Below are 15,426 nucleotides of genomic sequence, written 5' to 3' on the forward strand. Positions count from 1 at the left end.
TTTTCTTGTCCGGTGATTTGGCCGATCTCAGCGCGGCGAATGCAACGTCACGCGCGTTCCCAAATCGACCTGTTCATAGAGCTGCATGACATGGTCGTTCACCAACCGAACACAGCCCGAGCTGGCCGAGGTGCCGATCGACCAGGGCTGCGGCGTGCCGTGGATGCGCAGGTAGCTGTCCACATTGCCGCGGTAGAGGTACAGGGCCCGCGCGCCCAACGGGTTCTCGGGGCCGCCGGGCACACCGCCGGCGAACTGGCCGTAAACGTCGGGTTCACGGGCGATCATGTTTGCGGTCGGCGTCCAGCTGGGCCATTCGACCTTGCGGCGGATCGTGTAGCTGCCCGGGCTTTGCAGGCCCGAGCGTCCGACCGCCACGCCGTAACGCATGGCCGTGCCATCGTCGCCAATGTGATAGAGGTATTTCGGCACCGGATCGACATGGATGTCACCCGGGCGCAGACCGGCACGATGCGCCACACGCGTCGGCATGAAACGCGGATGCAGACCCCAGGGATTGTCCCCCATAGGATCGGGGCGTTCGACCTGTTCGTCAAAATCGAAATCGACAGCGTCCTGGGCCCAGACCGGCGCGGCGAGAGGCCCTGAAAACAGGGCCGCGGACGTGATGATGAAATGACGGCGAGTCAGCATCCCTCACCTCCTTTAGTCAAACGTTGGAATCGCTCTGAAAAGCAACTCTCTTTTCAGCGCTCAGGTTCCTGTGGACAAGTCCCGCGTCGCTCACTTTTCGGTCAGTGTGGCATCCACCGCAACCCGGCATTTCGCCCGACAGGCAGGCGCCTGCACTTTTTCGCCGAGACGGGCGTCCCACCACGGCGCTTCGCCATAAAAGGTTTACAGATCGCGGTCAGACATCGGGCTCCAGCTTCGAACGCCAGACCTGAGGAGGCTTTCCGATGAAAGATATCGACACCACCAAAATGTCCGCCGACGATTGGGACGAACTCAATTTCCCCCGGCCCGAGGTGCAGGAGTTCGACCGCGTGGTCGAGCGCGCGATCTCGCGCCGCGGCTTCCTGGGCGGCGTTCTGGCCTTCGGCTCGGGCGCGGCCGTGATGGGCGCCGGCATGCTCAAGGGCACGACCGCCATGGCCCAGCCCGTGTCGCGCTTTCCCTTCGCGCCGATCGCGGCCCAGATCGACAACACCATCCATGTCCCCGAGGGCTATAGCTGGGACGTTCTGGTGCGTTGGGGCGACCCGCTGTTTTCCGACGCCGAGGGCGCATGGGATCCGCAGGCCGGCGTCAGCGTCGATATGTCCGAGCGTGTCTTCGGCGAGAACACCGACGGCATGGAACTGTTCAATGTCGATGGCCGCGAGATCCTTGTCGTCAACAGCGAATACACCAACCGCGACGTGAACCTGCCCCACACCGACGGCGGCACCCCCGGCAGCCTCGATGACGTGCGCATCCTGCAGCACCTGCAGGGCGTCACCGTCATGGAAGTGGCCGAAGACGAATCCGGCTGGTCCGTCGTCATCGACAGCCCCTACAACCGCCGTATCCACCACAACAGCCCGATGACCTTTGACGGCCCCGCCGCCGGTCACCCGCTGCTGCAAACCGAGGCCGACCCGACCGGCATGGCGTCGCTGGGGACGATGAACAACTGTGGGTCGGGCCGCACGCCCTGGGGCACCTACCTGACCTGCGAGGAAAACTTCAACGGCTACTTCGGCGCCACCGGCGACATCCCCGCCGACGAAACCGTGGCCGCCGGATACCGCCGCTACGGCATCGGCGCCGATGGCTGGGGCTACGATTACCACCTGTGGGATGCGCGCTTTGACACCTCGGCAAACCCGAACGAGCCGCATCGCGTCGGCTACGTCGTCGAGATCGACCCGGCCAACCCCGACGCCACCCCGGTCAAACACACCGCGCTTGGCCGCTTCAAGCACGAGAACGCCGCCTATGCCATCGCCGCCGATGGCCGCGTGGTGGTCTACATGGGCGACGATGAACGCGGCGAGTTCATGTATCGCTGGGTCAGCCGCGATGCCTATGTCCCCGGTGAAGACACCTCGACCCTGCTGAGCGAGGGAGAGCTGTCGGTCGCCGTGTTCGACGACGACATGACCGGGCGCTGGGTGCCGCTGACGCCGGCCACCACCGGCATGGACGTGGCCCATATCGCCGTGTTCACCCGCACCGCAGCCTCGGCCGTGGGCGCCACGACGATGGACCGCCCCGAGTGGATCGCCGTTCACCCGAACGCTTCCGAGGCGTATTGCTGCCTGACCAACAACTCGCGTCGCGGCCTGTTGAACGATGACGGAACGGTGCGCACCAATGCCGGCGGCGACCCGATGAGCGTCAACGCCGTCAACCCGCGCGACACCAACCGCTTCGGCCAGATCGTGCGCTGGCGCCCGGTGGGCGGCGACCACGGGGCCGAGGGTTTCTCATGGGATCTCTACGTGATGGCCGGCAACCCCGAGGTGCACGCCGACGGCCCCTATGCCGGAACAGCGAACATCAACGCGGGCAACCTGTTCAACTCGCCCGACGGGATGCAGATCGATTCGACCGGCCTGATCTGGATTCAGACCGATGGCGACGACAGCAACGAAGGCGATTTTGCCGGCATGGGCAACAACCAGATGCTGGCGGGTGACCCTGTGACGGGCCGGATCGAGCGTTTCCTGACCGGGCCGAACGGCTGCGAAGTGACCGGCCTGACCTGGTCGTCGGATCGTCGCACGATGTTCGTGGGCATCCAGCACCCCGATGCGCCCTTCCCCGATGGTGAGGGCAGCCTGCCCCGTTCGGCCATCGTGACGGTGCGCCGCGACGATAACGGGCTCGTCGGCTGACCCCGCAACATCCCTAACAGCAAGGCGCCCCCGGATCTCCATCCGGGGGCGTTTTTTCAGTCGGCCTCGGCCAGCCGGGCAAGATACGCAACCAATGCGCCGACCTCGGCATCGTCGAAATCGAACTCGGGCATCGACTCGATCCCGCCCAGGGCCATGCGCAGGGTGCCTTCGCCCAAACCACGAATATCGCCGCTGGCACCGCGCCGGGCATCGGGGCCATGGCACGCACGGCAATGCCGTTGAAACAGGGTCTCTCCGGTCTGAAGGTGATCTTCAACCGCCACAAGGGGCGCAGGGATCAGCACAAGCAAGGCAGCCAAGGCAGCGCGGGTCGTTCGCATCGCGGTCGTCCATGGGCAAAGAAAACGGGCGCGCCCAGTCTTGGACGCGCCCGTAACAGTGTCATGAAGACGAAAGCCGTGGCGTCAGTCGGCCGCGGCGTCTTCCTTCGACATCTCTTTGCCGGTCTCCTGGTCGACCATCTTCATCGCCAGGCGCACCTTGCCGCGATCGTCGAAGCCCAAAAGCTTGACCCAAACCTCCTGACCTTCCTTCAGCACGTCCGAGGGATGGTTCAGGCGGCGGTTCTCGATCTGGCTGACATGCACGAGGCCATCACGCTTGCCGAAGAAATTCACGAAGGCGCCGAAATCGACGATCTTCACGACCTTGCCCTTGTAGACCTTGCCCTCTTCCGGCTCGGCGACGATCGAATGGATCATCTCGCGGGCCTTTTCGATGGCTTCGCCGTTGGGGCTGGCGATCTTGATGATGCCGTCGTCGTTGATGTCGACCTTGGCCCCCGAGACTTCGACGATCTCGCGGATCACCTTGCCGCCCGAACCGATCACTTCGCGGATCTTGTCGGTGGGCACCTGCATCGTTTCGATGCGCGGCGCGTGGACCGAGAACTCGGACGCTTCGGTCAGCGCCTTGGCCATTTCACCCAGGATGTGCATCCGGCCGGCCTTGGCCTGATCCAGCGCCTTTTCCATGATCTCGGACGTAATGCCGGCCACCTTGATATCCATCTGCAGCGAGGTGATGCCGTTTTCGGTGCCCGCGACCTTGAAATCCATGTCGCCGAGGTGATCCTCGTCGCCCAGGATGTCGGTCAGGATGCCGTAGGAGCCATCCTCTTCCAGCACGAGGCCCATGGCGACACCGGCCACCGGCGCCTTGAGGGGCACGCCCGCATCCATCATCGACAGAGACCCACCACAGACCGACGCCATCGAGGACGAGCCGTTCGACTCGGTGATCTCGGACACGACGCGCACGGTGTAGGGGAAATCGGTGGGTGCGGGCAGCACGGCCTGCAGCGCGCGCCATGCCAGTTTGCCGTGACCGATTTCACGACGACCCGGAGGGCCGACGCGCCCCGCTTCACCGACCGAGTAGGGCGGGAAGTTGTAGTGCAGCAGGAAGTTCGAACGATAGGTGCCCTGTAGGGCATCGATCATCTGTTCGTCATCGCCGGTGCCCAGCGTGGTGACGACAAGGCCTTGGGTTTCCCCACGGGTGAACAGGGCCGAGCCATGCGTGCGGGGCAGCAGCCCGGTTTCGCAGACGATCGGGCGCACCTGATCCAGTGCGCGGCCATCGATGCGGCGGCCGTTCTTGACCACGTCCGAGCGCAGCACGGTCGATTCCAGCTTTTTCAGGGCCGAGCCGAGATTGCGTCTTCCTGCTGGTCCTCGGTCAGGGCGGCGATGATCTCGTCCTTGACGGCGGACACGGCAGCCTGGCGTTCCTGCTTGTCGAGGATCGCATAAGCGTCGCGCATCTTGTCCTCACCGGCGGCTTTCACGGCCTCGTAGAGGTCGCTGTAATCCGGCGGCGTGAAATCGAACGGGTCCTTGGCGGCCTCTTCGGCAAGCGAGATGATCAGGTCGATCACCGGCTGGATCTGTTCGTGCGCGAAATTCACCGCACCCAGCATCTCGGCCTCGGACAGTTCGTAGGCTTCCGACTCGACCATCATCACGGCGTTCTTGGTGCCGGCGACAACAAGGTCCAGACGCTGGTCGGGGTTGTTGCGCAGGTCGTGCATGTCGTCGACCGTCGGGTTCAGGACGTACTCGCCATCCTCGTAGCCCACGCGGCAGCCGGCGATCGGGCCGCGGAACGGCGCGCCCGAAATGGTCAGCGCGGCCGAGGCGGCGATCATCGCCACGATGTCGGGATCGTTGACCAGGTCATGCGACAGAACCGTGCACATCACCAGAACTTCGTTCTTGAAGCCCGGCACGAACAGCGGACGGATCGGACGGTCGATCAGGCGTGCGGTCAGCGTCTCTTTCTCGGTCGGACGCGCCTCGCGCTTGAAAAAGCCGCCGGGCACCTTGCCCGCGGCATAGTATTTTTCCTGGTAATGCACCGTCAGCGGAAAGAAATCCTGCCCTGGCTTGGGTTCCTTGGCGAAGGTCACATTCGCCATGACCGAGGTCTCGCCAAGCGTGGCGATCACCGACCCGTCGGCCTGACGGGCAACCTTGCCCGTCTCAAGCGTGAGGGTCTCTTCGCCCCACTGCATGCTTTTCTTCGAGATATTGAACATCAATCGTTTCCTATCGGGGAGCTCTCCCGGCCCCTGCCGGGTCTCCCGTTTTCATGGCGGCCCCATTGCCGCCGACCCCCTCATCATGCCATGCGCCGGGGTCAAAGCGTCACGTCTCAGATGCGGGGGCCATACAGCAGATGGGCCCCATTTGAAAGGGGATTGTCCGTTTGGCGCCGGCCTCAGAACACCGCGTGGGCCCCACGGTCGTCGGCAACCTCACCGCGCAAAAGCTTTTGGTAATGCGCGTATAGCGTGTCTTCGCCGAATTCCGGGGTGGCGTCCGCGTCGTAGCGCCCCGTCGCAGGATCAAGCACCAGCATCGACTCGGTCGCGTAGTAGCGCCCGATACGCGCGAGTTCCGCCTTTTCAGCGGCCTTTCCGGAAACGCGACCGGCCAGCCCCAGCACCGCGATGATGCCATCCAACACGCGTGGCGAGACGTGACGGACACTGGGCTTCTGCCCCATCAGGTCGAACAGCATCTGCGCCTGATCGAGCGGGGTCAGGGCCGGCCCCGGACCGCCGATCGGCAAGATACGGTTCTGCAGGTCGGGATCGCTCAGGCAGCGCGCGACATAGCGGCCAAGGTCGGCGTCACTGATCGGTTTGCAGGCGGTGAGTTCTCCGTTCCCGAAAACGAGAAAAGGCTTGCCCGCCTTGAGCCTGTCGATCTGGCCGGAGAGCGATTTGAAGAACGCCGTAGGCCGGACGATCGACCAGGTCAGCCCGGATGCGCGCAATTCCTCCTCGAAGGCCAGTTTTGCCTGTTGAAACGCCAGCAGCGGTTTTTGCACACAGATGGCCGACAGCAAGACGAACTGTCCGATCCCCGCAACCTGCGCATCGGCCAGCAGGTCGGAATGGGCCTTGTAGTCGATGGCCCAGGCATCCTTGGGCGCCCCGGTCCGCGAGGCCAGACACGACACCACCGCGTCGAAACCACGCGCCAGGGTCCGGCGCCTGTCGTCGCTGTCGGTCACGGCCCCCTCGACCACGGTGCAGGCGGGCAGTCCCGTGGCATCGGCCCCCGGCCGCACCAGAGCGGTGACATCATGGCCTGCCGCCATCAGCGCCGACGCGGTGGCACGCCCGATGGTGCCCGTGCCGCCGACCAGCAGGACGCGGTGCCCCGGACATGTCTGCGTATCAATCATGGCGCCACACTAGGCACAGGCGAAGGCCGCGCAACCGTCCATCGGGTCGCGCCCGTGACGCGCCCACAAGAAACCCGTGCATCCGGCATTTCGGCGTCTTGCCGGATCGTCTTCATCTAAAAAATAGAACGTAAGTCGGAATTATTTATATTTTATGTTCCTCGGCGTCCTCATTAGATCGTCGGTCACCCAGCCCCAAGGGAGAGCGAAATGGAAATCATCGTCGATATCGTCTCGGGCCTGATCGCGCAGATGCAAAAACCCACCCTCGCCTTCCTGATCGGCGGGATGGCGCTTGCGGCGTTCGGTTCAAAGCTCGAAATCCCCGAACCCGTCTACAAGTTCATCGTGTTCCTGCTGCTCATGAAGGTCGGCCTCGGGGCCGGCATCTCGATCCGAGAGGCAAACTTCATCGACCTTGCCATCCCTGCGGTGGGCGCGGCCCTGGTGGGGATCGCGATTGTCCTTTTGGGGTCGGGAACGCTGGCACGGTTGCGCGGCGTGTCATCGATGGACGGCATGGCCACCGCGGGCCTCTTCGGGGCGGTGTCGGCCTCGACCCTCGCGGCGGGCATGGCGATGCTGGACGAAGAAGGGATCGCCTATGAGGGGTTCATCGGCGCGCTCTACCCGTTCATGGATATCGCAGCCCTTGTCACGGCGATCCTGCTTGCGCGGCTGAGCGCCGAGCGCAAGGCGGCGGCGGAAACCACCGCGCAGCCCGGTGGTGCGGTGGCGGTCGGCAAACCCGGCAGCGACAATGGCGAAATGATCCGCGGCATCCTGTCCGAGACCTTCCGCAGCGCGGCCATCTCGGCCCTTCTGCTGGGTCTGGCCCTCGGCATCCTTGCGCGGCCCGACAGCGTTTACGAGAATTTCTATGACGTGTTGTTCCGCGGGCTTCTGTCGATCCTGATGCTGATCATGGGGATGGAGGCCTGGTCGCGGCTGTCGGAATTGCGACAGGTGGCCCATGCCTACATCGCCTATGGCCTGCTGGCCCCCCTTGCCCATGGCGCACTGGGGTTCGGCGCGGGGCTGATCGTGCATCAGCTCACGGGGTTTTCCGGCGGCGGCGTCGTGCTGCTGGCCGTGATGGCGGCCTCCAGTTCCGACATTTCCGGCCCCCCGACCCTGCGCGGCGCCTTGCCCGAGGCGAACCCCTCGGCCTACGTAGGCACATCCACCGGGCTGGGCACGCCGGTCGCGATCCTGTCGATCCCGCTGTGGATCGCGCTGGCAAACATGACCATCGGAGTGTGAGGGAGGCGACCATGTATGACGCGACCAAATTGGTGATCATCACAGAACGCACGATCCTGGACGGGGTGACCGCCCTGATCGAGCAAGGCGGCGCAACGGGCTACACGCATGTCGATGCCGGCGGCAAGGGCAGCCGGGGCAAGCGCAGCGCAAGCCGCCCGGGAATAAGCGGCGTAATGTCGAACGTGAAAATCGAGTCGATCGTCGCCGACCGCAAGACCGCCGAAGAGATCATCACCGCCGTGGCGACGAAATATTTCCAACACTATTCGGGGATCGCCTATGTGGAGCCGGTGGAAATCCTGCGGCGGCACAAGTTCGAGGTCTGAGCATCAGCCGAACAAAGAAAAGGCGCCCGCGCGGGATCCGGCGGGCGCCAATGCGTGACGATCTGCGCCGATCAGCGGCGAATGCCGAGACGCTGGATCAGGTCCTGATACCGGGCTTCGTCCTTGCCCTTGAGGTAGTCCAGCAGCTTGCGGCGCTGCGCGACCAGCTTGAGAAGACCCCGGCGCGAATGGTTGTCCTTCTTGTGGGTCTTGAAATGCTCGGTCAGCGTGGAAATCCGGCTGGTCAGAATGGCCACCTGAACCTCGGGCGACCCGGTGTCGCCGTCCTTGGTGGCATATTCCTTCATCAGGCGGGTTTTTTCTTCTGCGGTAATCGACATCGGGGGCTCCTTTTCGGGATCATGGCACAAGCCGGGATGTCGTCCAGCAGGGCCCGTGGAGGGAATCAGCCGCCCGGTCGGGCAACATGGAAAGGGGCTGTTAATCGAATTCCTCGCGCTTGCATAGCCCAAGCCCGGCGCGCGGGCCACCGATTAACCAACTTGTCTGTTGCAGCTTGACCACAAGCTACAGGAACGGCGAATTTTCGGCACAATTGCGCCTAGATCACCGACCATGGTTCAGGACTGTGAAATCTTTTCGGGTGAAGGTCCTGTCCATCTCCGGCGGTATGCCGGTCGGGGCCATGGCCCGCGATGACCGGAATAACCCGGTGAGCATTGTCAGAACGGCGTGCGCCCCGCGATCGATTGGTCGGGGGGAAAGTTGTCAGATGATGTTCACCATGCGAGGACTGAGACCATGCTTGCCGCCGGAGGATTATTGGCCCTGCTGCTCATGGGCGTCGCTGCGACCGGGTTCGTCGGCGCAGACAGCGACGACGATGACAAGGATCAGAACTCCGAAGACCTCGGAGCGGATGACGAGGAAACCTCGCTCGACCCCGGCGAAGGCGAAGGGAGTGGGCTGGCTGACCTGTTGTTCGGCACCCTGGATGACGACGATCTTTACGGCACCGAAGCAGACGAAGAAATCCTAGGCCTGTTCGGCGACGACATGATCATGGGCGGCGAGGGCGACGATACGATCGACGGCGGCGAAGGGACCGACACACTCGATGGCGGCGAGGGTGATGATCACCTCGTGTTGGACATGTCCGATGTCGCCAGCGGCGGCGAAGGGGCCGATATCTTCGAGGTCTTCACATCGACCGAACTGACCAATGGCGAGAGCATTGCCAGCGTGTCCGATTTCGAACCGGGCACCGACCAGCTGATCCTCGATTTCCCGGGCGAAGAGGCTGAAGCGCCCGAGATTGCCATGGATGTCGAAAGCGACCCCGGAAACACGCTTGTCCTGGCCAATGGCGTGCCGGTGACTGTCCTCCAGGGGGTCTCGGTTCTGGACCCCGGCATCGTGGACGTGGTGATGACCGGCCCGGCCGAGGGCGCGCCGGAAGATCCGTCTGAGGGCGGTAGCCTGGTCGAAGGTACGCCCGAGGACGACACCCTGGCCGGCGGGTCGGGCGACGACACGATCGACGGCTATGCCGGTGACGACCTGTTGAATGGCGGCACCGGCGACGACCTTTTGCGCGGCCGCGAAGGCATCGACAGCCTGTTCGGCGAGGGCGGAGAAGACGCCATCACCGGCGGGCCGGGTGACGACATCCTGGATGGCGGCACGGAAAACGACGCACTCTTCGGAAATGAAGGCGATGACTACGTCTCGGGCGAGGCCGGCAACGACGAGGTCTATGGCGACGAAGGCGACGATACCGTCCTGGGCGGCGAGGGCTCCGATTTCCTGTCCGGGGGCGACGGCAATGACAGTGTCTCTGGCGGCGCGGATGGCGACTTGCTGTTCGGCGGCGATGGCGATGATACGCTGTCGGGCGGCGGGGGCGACGACTTCCTGCAAGGCGGCTTCGGGGCCGACAGCCTCTCGGGCGGGGACGGGAACGACCGGATCGATGGCACCTTCTCGAACGGGCATGGCACCTTTGGACCGACGGATGAAGATGACGGCGATACGCTCTCGGGCGGGGATGGCGACGACATCCTGGTGCTGGGGGCGGGCGATCTGGCCAGCGGCGGCGAAGGCGCGGACATCTTCGCCTCGGGCGACTATATCGGCGAGGGCGATGCGGCCGGCAGCGTCAGCGATTTCGACCCCGCCGAGGATGTGATCGAGGTTCTTTTCGATCCCGACCTGACCCCGAACCCGGAAATCACGGTCGTGGATTTCGCCGACGGTACGGGGGCCGACATCCTGTTGAATGGGCAGATCGTGCTGCAGGTCACAGGGGCGCAGGGGCTGGACCCCTCCCTTGTGGAACTGCGCGAACTGGATCTCGAGACCGCCTAACCCCGCGATCCGAAATGCGGCAGCAGCGCCGCAAGAACCGCGTCGGGCACCTCTTCCATCGCGAAATGCCCCGAGCCGGCAATTTCCTGGCCGGTCACCTGTGGCGCCCACCCACGCCAAACCCCCAACGGGTCGCCGGTGCGCGCGGGAAATCCGTGCTCCGACCAGACGAAATGCAACGGGGCCGCGATGGTGCGGCCCGCGGCGCGGTCGGCCTCGTCCAGGGCTCGGTCCACCGTCGCCCCGGCCCTGTAATCACTGCACATCGCCGCCACGCGCGCGGGGTCCGCGGCCTGCGCCCGATAGCCTGATAGCGCGGCCTCGGAAAACGGCGACAGATCGCCCGCATGCGTCCAACTGGCCAGGGTCCAGTCGATATAGCCCGGCCCATCCGACAGGATCATGCGCTCGGGCAAGGGGCTGGGTTGGGCCAGGAATGTCCAGTGATAGGCTTTCAACGCAAGATCTGCCGACCACGCCGCCCAGAAATCGCCCGTCGGCACGATCTCGATGATCCCGATGCGATCGACACGGTTCGGATGGTCCAGGGCAAGGCGATATGTCACGCGGGCGCCGCGATCATGGCCAAGGACATGTGCCTTTTCCAAACCCAACGCATCCATCAGCCCGGCAATGTCGCGGGCCATCTCGCGCTTGGAATAGGCGCGGTTCTCGGGGTCGGCGGGCGGAGCATCGCTGTCGCCATAGCCCCGCAAGTCGGGAATGATGACATGAAAGTCCCGCGCAAGACGAGGTGCCAGGTTTTCCCAACACATGTGGTTCTGCGGATAGCCGTGCAGCAGGATCAGCGGCGCGCCCTGCCCGGCCTGATGCACGCTCAGCCCGATCCCGTTCGTCTCGATCCGCGATTGTGTGAACCCGTCAATCGGCATGGGCGATCTCCTCCCACAACAGGGGCTGCACCGCATAGCCGATGTAGAGCGGGTGTTTCGGATGCCCCTGCTTGGACAGCCCCAGATGATAGAGCGGCATACCGGTCTGCCGCAGCAACCGCGCGACCGCAGGGCCGCGGGCCAGATGCGCCCCATGGGTGCCCCAGGCGCAGATGACCTGATCGGCCCATGTCACCCCGTCCAGAATGGCGGCGTCGTTTTCGGGGCCGACCGGATCAGCAGCCGCCCGCATGTCGCGCGGATCCGTCGCGCGATAGGCAAAGATATTGAGGACACGAAACGCCCCAAAGCCCAACGCACGGGCCCGCCGCTCGCACCGTTCGACGGTCGGATCGTTCTGCACCTCGGTCGCTGTCGACGGATTGAGCATGATGAACAGGGCGCGCCGCCCCTCGGGCGACCAGACGCGCGTCAGGGCATAGCGATAGGCCTCGCAATCCGAGTAGATGGCGACCGAGGCCGCATCGCCTTTCTGGAACTCGCGCGTGATCATGTCGCCATGTATGACCGGCACCGGCCGCCGGGGAAAGGGCCCGATGCCCCCCTACAGGTTGAAGACACGCTCGGGGTGCAATTCCCCGGCGCGGAAACGTCCGACGGCAACAGGCTGGCCATCGAACGAGGCCCAGGCCAGATCGCCATACTCGACCGCACCGGGCAAGACCTGGCCGGGATTGCCGTGTCTCAACCGATGCGCCCCCAACTCGGTCGCCCGCAATTCCGGCATGTAGTCCAGTGCGGTGGCCACCGGCGCGAGAAGGGCGTCGATCTCGGGCGTACGCGCAAGCTCTTCGATCCGCGACAGCGCGACGGCCTCCTCGATATCGAAGGGGCCGACCCATGTGCGGCGCAGGGTCACCACATGTCCGAGGCAGCCCAAGGCGCTCCCAAGATCGCGCGCGATCGACCGCACATAGCCGCCCGAGCCGCACACGAAATGAAAGCGCGCATGGTCGCGGTCGGGGCACGCGGTCAGGCTCAGCTCATCGACATAGAGATCGCGCGACTCCAGCTCCATGACCTCGCCCTCGCGGGCAAGGTCGTAGGCCCGAGCGCCATCAACCTTGACCGCCGAGAACTGCGGTGGGACCTGCCGGATATCGCCAACGAAGGCGGGCAGCGCCGCGTGGATCTCGGCCTCGGTCGGGCGGGCCTGAGAGGTTTCGATGACCTCTCCCTCGGCGTCGTCGGTCGTCGTCGCGCGCCCCCACCGCACGAGGAAATCATAGGCTTTCAGCGCGTCGCCGAGATAGGGGATGGTCTTGGTCGCCTCGCCGAGGGCAATGGGCAACATCCCCGTCGCATCGGGATCCAGCGTGCCGGCATGCCCGGCCTTCTTGGCCTCGAACGCCCACCGGACCTTGCCCACGACCGCGGTCGAGGTCACGCCAGCGGGCTTGTCCACCAGAACCCAGCCGGAAATGTCGCGTCCCTTGCGCTTGCGTGCCATGCCATGCCCTCAGCCTTGCGAAAGGCGGGTCTGCTACTCTGAGCCTGTGTCCGCGTCAACCACGACCCCCAGGATCGGCCCGACCGGAAAGCCGATATCCGACCGGCCGATACCCGGGGCATGCAGGCGCGAGACGCGCCCATCGAGATACAGCGCATTCGGCGTTCCGAGATGATCGCGAAAGAACCGCCCGAAATGGTGGAAGTTCACCGGCTCGTCCGAGATCACCATGAAGAGGCGGTCCCCATCCGCGCTGACACCGACGCCGTTGCGGATATTCAGGCTGTCGCTGTCACGCAGGAAGCGAGGGTGCAGCGCCCCGTCGATCACCAGCATCGGGCCCGATTGGGTGGCATGCCGACAGTCGGGGGGATCGTCCGCGAAGGCGCGGCTTTCGATCACGGCGGCCGCCCTCTCGCCCAGACACAACACGCCATTGGGCAGCAACCCGAAATTGCCCGGACCATCCGATGTGATGATCCGCATCTCCTGCTCGCCATCCTCGATATAAAGGCCCACGGGCGCGCGGTTTTCGTGGAACATACCGGCATTCATCGCCACGCCGAGGCGTTCCCCCGCGCCGAGCGTGTCCTGAACCCGCGAAAACGTGCCCAGAATGGCGCCCTCATCGTCCCTGAGGAACAGGCGCAGTTCGGCATCGGACAGATCGACATCACAGGCGGTAAAGGGCGCCCCGTCAAACTGGACGCGCTCGCATGTCTGGCCTGCGGCCGGGGTCGCGGCAAGCAAGGCCGACAGCATGACCTCGCGGATCATGCGCCCCCCTCCCCCGTTTCGTCCTCCGCATGCCGGGCCTCGACGTCGCGGCGCACCGTCTCATCGGAAAACAGTCTGCGCGTCTCGTCCATCTGGTCGAAGGTTTCGTCGATGAGGAACCGCAGATCGGGGGCGTATTTCAACGTCATGTCGCGCATCAACTGACGGCGCAACTCGCCGCGATTGCGCTTGAGCGCGTCGATCGCCTCGGCGCGGCCTGCACCGCCCAGCGGCATGACATACACCGTCGCGATCTTGAGATCGGGGGATGTGCGCACCTCGCCCACCGTGATCGACATGCGGTTCAGCTCGGGGTCGTGTACGTCGCCGCGCATCAGCACGTCGGACAGCGTCCGCCGGATCAGTTCCCCGACCCTGAGTTGCCGTTGCGACGGGCCGCTGCCCTCGTGATGCCTGTTCTTGCCCATGACGCTCTCCTTACCTGTCGCAGGTAGGCCATCATGCCCCCGGTCGCAAGCGACGCCTTTTCGCCCGAGCGGCCATCCGCTAGGACATTGCCATAAGCAACGGAGGTCGGCATGGGCGAAAAACTGAAGATAGCTGTGATGGGCGCGTCGGGCCGCATGGGCCGCATGCTGATCGATACGATCCTCGACAGCGACAAGGCCGACCTGATCGGCGTCACCGAACGGCCCGGACACGACTGGATCGGTCATGACCTTGGCGAGGCGCTTGGCCGTCCGCCCATGGGCGTGCCGGTTTACGGTGATCCGCTGGATCTGATCGTGAAGGCCCAGGCGATCATCGATTTCACCACGCCCGAGGCGACGCTGGCCCATGCCGCGCTGACCGCGCAGGCGCGGTGCATCCATGTCATCGGGACGACCGGCTTCAGCGATCAGGATATCGCCGCGCTGGACGCCGCCGCGCGCCATGCCACGATCATTCGCGCCGGGAACATGAGCCTTGGGGTCAACCTGCTGACGCGTCTGGCGCAACAGGTCGCCGCCGCCCTGGACGAGGATTTCGATATCGAGATCGTCGAGGCGCATCACAAGCACAAGGTCGACGCCCCCTCGGGCACCGCGCTGATGCTGGGCGAGGCCGCCGCCGCAGGCCGGGGCATCGAGCTTGCGTCGCATTCGGACCGGGGCCGCGACGGCATCACCGGGGCGCGAACCGACGGGCATATCGGGTTCTCGGCCATCCGGGGCGGCGACATCGTCGGGGAACATGACGTGATTTTCGCGGGGGCGGGGGAACGGATCGTCCTGCGGCATGTGGCCAGCGACAGGGCGATTTTCGCGCGCGGCGCGCTCAAGGCGGCCCTGTGGGGACAAGGCAAGGGTCCGGGCCATTTCTCGATGGCGAGTGTTCTGGGCCTGGCTTGATCGGGCGCGCCGGCCCGCTATTTCCCTGATCGGAACGCGACCACCGAACAGGGAGATGGGGCCATGCCGCGCCGCACCGCCATATTGCCATCCGCCTTTGCCGGGCTTTTGCTGGGCCTGATCGGGCCGACCGCGCCCGCCTCGGCCGAGGAATTCACCACCCTGACCAGCCGGGACAGTTTCGTCAGCCTCATCGAGGGGCGCGAACTGCGCCGCCTCGGCATTCGCCTGACGGTTACCCCGGACGGGCGGATCACTGGCCGCGCCTTTGGCACAGCTGTATCGGGTGCGTGGAATTGGGATGGCAGCTATTTCTGCCGTGACCTGTTTTTCGGCGACGAGGATCTGGGCTTCAACTGCCAGCAGGTCGAATTGTCGGGGCGCACGTTGCGCTTCACCTCGGATCAGGGAACGGGTGACTTCGCGGACCTGACGCTAAGGTGAGCGCGC

At 64.8% G+C, this 15,426-nt stretch carries 15 protein-coding genes and 1 pseudogene; 6 read left to right on the forward strand and 10 right to left on the reverse strand.

The genetic code is table 11. The annotated features are described in order from the left end of the window. Positions 1-27: 27 nt before the first annotated feature. Positions 28-654 (reverse strand): L,D-transpeptidase, encoded by a 627-nt coding sequence (locus ROSELON_RS03745; protein ID WP_025311097.1) that lies wholly within the window; start codon positions 652-654, stop codon positions 28-30. A 266-nt stretch (positions 655-920) separates the two neighbouring features. Here ROSELON_RS03745 and ROSELON_RS03750 point away from each other — a divergent pair, with 266 nt between their 5' ends. Beyond that, positions 921-2,843, forward strand: a complete 1,923-nt coding sequence (locus ROSELON_RS03750) for a PhoX family protein (RefSeq protein WP_025311098.1) — start codon at positions 921-923, stop codon at positions 2,841-2,843. Between the two features lie 56 nt (positions 2,844-2,899). Here the strand turns inward: ROSELON_RS03750 and ROSELON_RS03755 are convergent, their stop codons facing one another. The 3 genes and pseudogenes from ROSELON_RS03755 to ROSELON_RS03765 all read right to left on the reverse strand — a co-directional run bounded on the left by ROSELON_RS03755 (position 2,900) and on the right by ROSELON_RS03765 (position 6,563). Next, the gene (locus ROSELON_RS03755) at positions 2,900-3,187 is read right to left on the reverse strand and encodes a c-type cytochrome (RefSeq protein WP_025311099.1); all 288 of its coding nucleotides are present in this window, start codon (positions 3,185-3,187) and stop codon (positions 2,900-2,902) included. An 84-nt stretch (positions 3,188-3,271) separates the two neighbouring features. Continuing rightward, positions 3,272-5,406, reverse strand: a pseudogene (pnp, locus tag ROSELON_RS03760) (polyribonucleotide nucleotidyltransferase). Positions 5,407-5,588: 182 nt separating this feature from the next. Then, positions 5,589-6,563 carry an NAD(P)H-binding protein gene (locus tag ROSELON_RS03765; protein WP_025311100.1) on the reverse strand — a complete coding sequence of 325 codons (975 nt, stop codon included), beginning with the start codon at positions 6,561-6,563 and terminating at the stop codon, positions 5,589-5,591. A gap of 210 nt (positions 6,564-6,773) precedes the next feature. Here ROSELON_RS03765 and ROSELON_RS03770 point away from each other — a divergent pair, with 210 nt between their 5' ends. Together ROSELON_RS03770 and ROSELON_RS03775 are read left to right on the forward strand one after the other, a co-directional pair. Then, positions 6,774-7,826 carry a sodium-dependent bicarbonate transport family permease gene (locus tag ROSELON_RS03770; RefSeq protein WP_025311101.1) on the forward strand — a complete coding sequence of 351 codons (1,053 nt, stop codon included), beginning with the start codon at positions 6,774-6,776 and terminating at the stop codon, positions 7,824-7,826. 11 nt (positions 7,827-7,837) lie between these two features. Further along, a complete protein-coding gene (locus ROSELON_RS03775) occupies positions 7,838-8,155 on the forward strand; it encodes a P-II family nitrogen regulator (RefSeq protein ID WP_025311102.1) in 318 nt (105 codons plus the stop codon). Positions 8,156-8,226: 71 nt separating this feature from the next. On the opposite strand, the gene rpsO is transcribed toward ROSELON_RS03775, so the two are convergent. Further along, positions 8,227-8,496, reverse strand: a complete 270-nt coding sequence (gene rpsO, locus ROSELON_RS03780) for a 30S ribosomal protein S15 (RefSeq protein ID WP_025311103.1) — start codon at positions 8,494-8,496, stop codon at positions 8,227-8,229. A 421-nt stretch (positions 8,497-8,917) separates the two neighbouring features. On the opposite strand from rpsO, the gene ROSELON_RS03785 reads away from it, so the two are divergent. Next, a complete protein-coding gene (locus ROSELON_RS03785) occupies positions 8,918-10,483 on the forward strand; it encodes a calcium-binding protein (RefSeq protein WP_156945787.1) in 1,566 nt (521 codons plus the stop codon). Here ROSELON_RS03785 and ROSELON_RS03790 read toward each other — a convergent pair. The 5 genes from ROSELON_RS03790 to rbfA are packed head-to-tail and all read right to left on the reverse strand — an operon-like array spanning position 10,480 to position 14,052. Then, positions 10,480-11,376 carry an alpha/beta fold hydrolase gene (locus ROSELON_RS03790; protein ID WP_025311105.1) on the reverse strand — a complete coding sequence of 299 codons (897 nt, stop codon included), beginning with the start codon at positions 11,374-11,376 and terminating at the stop codon, positions 10,480-10,482. The two genes, ROSELON_RS03785 and ROSELON_RS03790, sit on opposite strands and share 4 nt — an antisense overlap. After that, positions 11,366-11,890 (reverse strand): DUF1643 domain-containing protein, encoded by a 525-nt coding sequence (locus tag ROSELON_RS03795; RefSeq protein WP_025311106.1) that lies wholly within the window; start codon positions 11,888-11,890, stop codon positions 11,366-11,368. Before ROSELON_RS03795 ends, ROSELON_RS03790 begins: the two co-directional genes overlap by 11 nt. 51 nt (positions 11,891-11,941) lie before the next feature. Next, entirely contained in the window at positions 11,942-12,847 is a 906-nt protein-coding gene (truB, locus tag ROSELON_RS03800) for a tRNA pseudouridine(55) synthase TruB (protein WP_025311107.1), read from the reverse strand. 33 nt (positions 12,848-12,880) lie between these two features. After that, on the reverse strand, positions 12,881-13,624 hold the full coding sequence (locus ROSELON_RS03805) for a phosphodiester glycosidase family protein (RefSeq protein WP_025311108.1): 744 nt from the start codon (positions 13,622-13,624) through the stop codon (positions 12,881-12,883). After that, on the reverse strand, positions 13,621-14,052 hold the full coding sequence (gene rbfA / locus ROSELON_RS03810) for a 30S ribosome-binding factor RbfA (RefSeq protein WP_025311109.1): 432 nt from the start codon (positions 14,050-14,052) through the stop codon (positions 13,621-13,623). Before rbfA ends, ROSELON_RS03805 begins: the two co-directional genes overlap by 4 nt. Before the next feature lie 111 nt (positions 14,053-14,163). Here rbfA and dapB point away from each other — a divergent pair, with 111 nt between their 5' ends. Then, positions 14,164-14,976: a 4-hydroxy-tetrahydrodipicolinate reductase gene (gene dapB, locus ROSELON_RS03815; protein ID WP_025311110.1), complete on the forward strand. Its 813-nt coding sequence runs from the start codon at positions 14,164-14,166 to the stop codon at positions 14,974-14,976. 63 nt (positions 14,977-15,039) lie between these two features. Continuing rightward, positions 15,040-15,420 carry a hypothetical protein gene (locus tag ROSELON_RS03820; protein WP_025311111.1) on the forward strand — a complete coding sequence of 127 codons (381 nt, stop codon included), beginning with the start codon at positions 15,040-15,042 and terminating at the stop codon, positions 15,418-15,420. Positions 15,421-15,426: the final 6 nt, after the last annotated feature.

It is taken from the genome of Roseibacterium elongatum DSM 19469 (assembly GCF_000590925.1).
In the GTDB taxonomy this organism is placed as follows: domain Bacteria; phylum Pseudomonadota; class Alphaproteobacteria; order Rhodobacterales; family Rhodobacteraceae; genus Roseibacterium; species Roseibacterium elongatum.

Coding starts and splice junctions, on each gene's coding strand:
- ROSELON_RS03745 (WP_025311097.1), bottom strand. CDS start 654: ATGCTGACTCGCCGTCATTTCATCATCACGTCCGCGGCCCTGTTTTCA.
- ROSELON_RS03750 (WP_025311098.1), top strand. CDS start 921: ATGAAAGATATCGACACCACCAAAATGTCCGCCGACGATTGGGACGAA.
- ROSELON_RS03755 (WP_025311099.1), bottom strand. CDS start 3,187: ATGCGAACGACCCGCGCTGCCTTGGCTGCCTTGCTTGTGCTGATCCCT.
- ROSELON_RS03765 (WP_025311100.1), bottom strand. CDS start 6,563: ATGATTGATACGCAGACATGTCCGGGGCACCGCGTCCTGCTGGTCGGC.
- ROSELON_RS03770 (WP_025311101.1), top strand. CDS start 6,774: ATGGAAATCATCGTCGATATCGTCTCGGGCCTGATCGCGCAGATGCAA.
- ROSELON_RS03775 (WP_025311102.1), top strand. CDS start 7,838: ATGTATGACGCGACCAAATTGGTGATCATCACAGAACGCACGATCCTG.
- rpsO (WP_025311103.1), bottom strand. CDS start 8,496: ATGTCGATTACCGCAGAAGAAAAAACCCGCCTGATGAAGGAATATGCC.
- ROSELON_RS03785 (WP_156945787.1), top strand. CDS start 8,918: ATGCTTGCCGCCGGAGGATTATTGGCCCTGCTGCTCATGGGCGTCGCT.
- ROSELON_RS03790 (WP_025311105.1), bottom strand. CDS start 11,376: ATGCCGATTGACGGGTTCACACAATCGCGGATCGAGACGAACGGGATC.
- ROSELON_RS03795 (WP_025311106.1), bottom strand. CDS start 11,890: ATGATCACGCGCGAGTTCCAGAAAGGCGATGCGGCCTCGGTCGCCATC.
- truB (WP_025311107.1), bottom strand. CDS start 12,847: ATGGCACGCAAGCGCAAGGGACGCGACATTTCCGGCTGGGTTCTGGTG.
- ROSELON_RS03805 (WP_025311108.1), bottom strand. CDS start 13,624: ATGATCCGCGAGGTCATGCTGTCGGCCTTGCTTGCCGCGACCCCGGCC.
- rbfA (WP_025311109.1), bottom strand. CDS start 14,052: ATGGGCAAGAACAGGCATCACGAGGGCAGCGGCCCGTCGCAACGGCAA.
- dapB (WP_025311110.1), top strand. CDS start 14,164: ATGGGCGAAAAACTGAAGATAGCTGTGATGGGCGCGTCGGGCCGCATG.
- ROSELON_RS03820 (WP_025311111.1), top strand. CDS start 15,040: ATGCCGCGCCGCACCGCCATATTGCCATCCGCCTTTGCCGGGCTTTTG.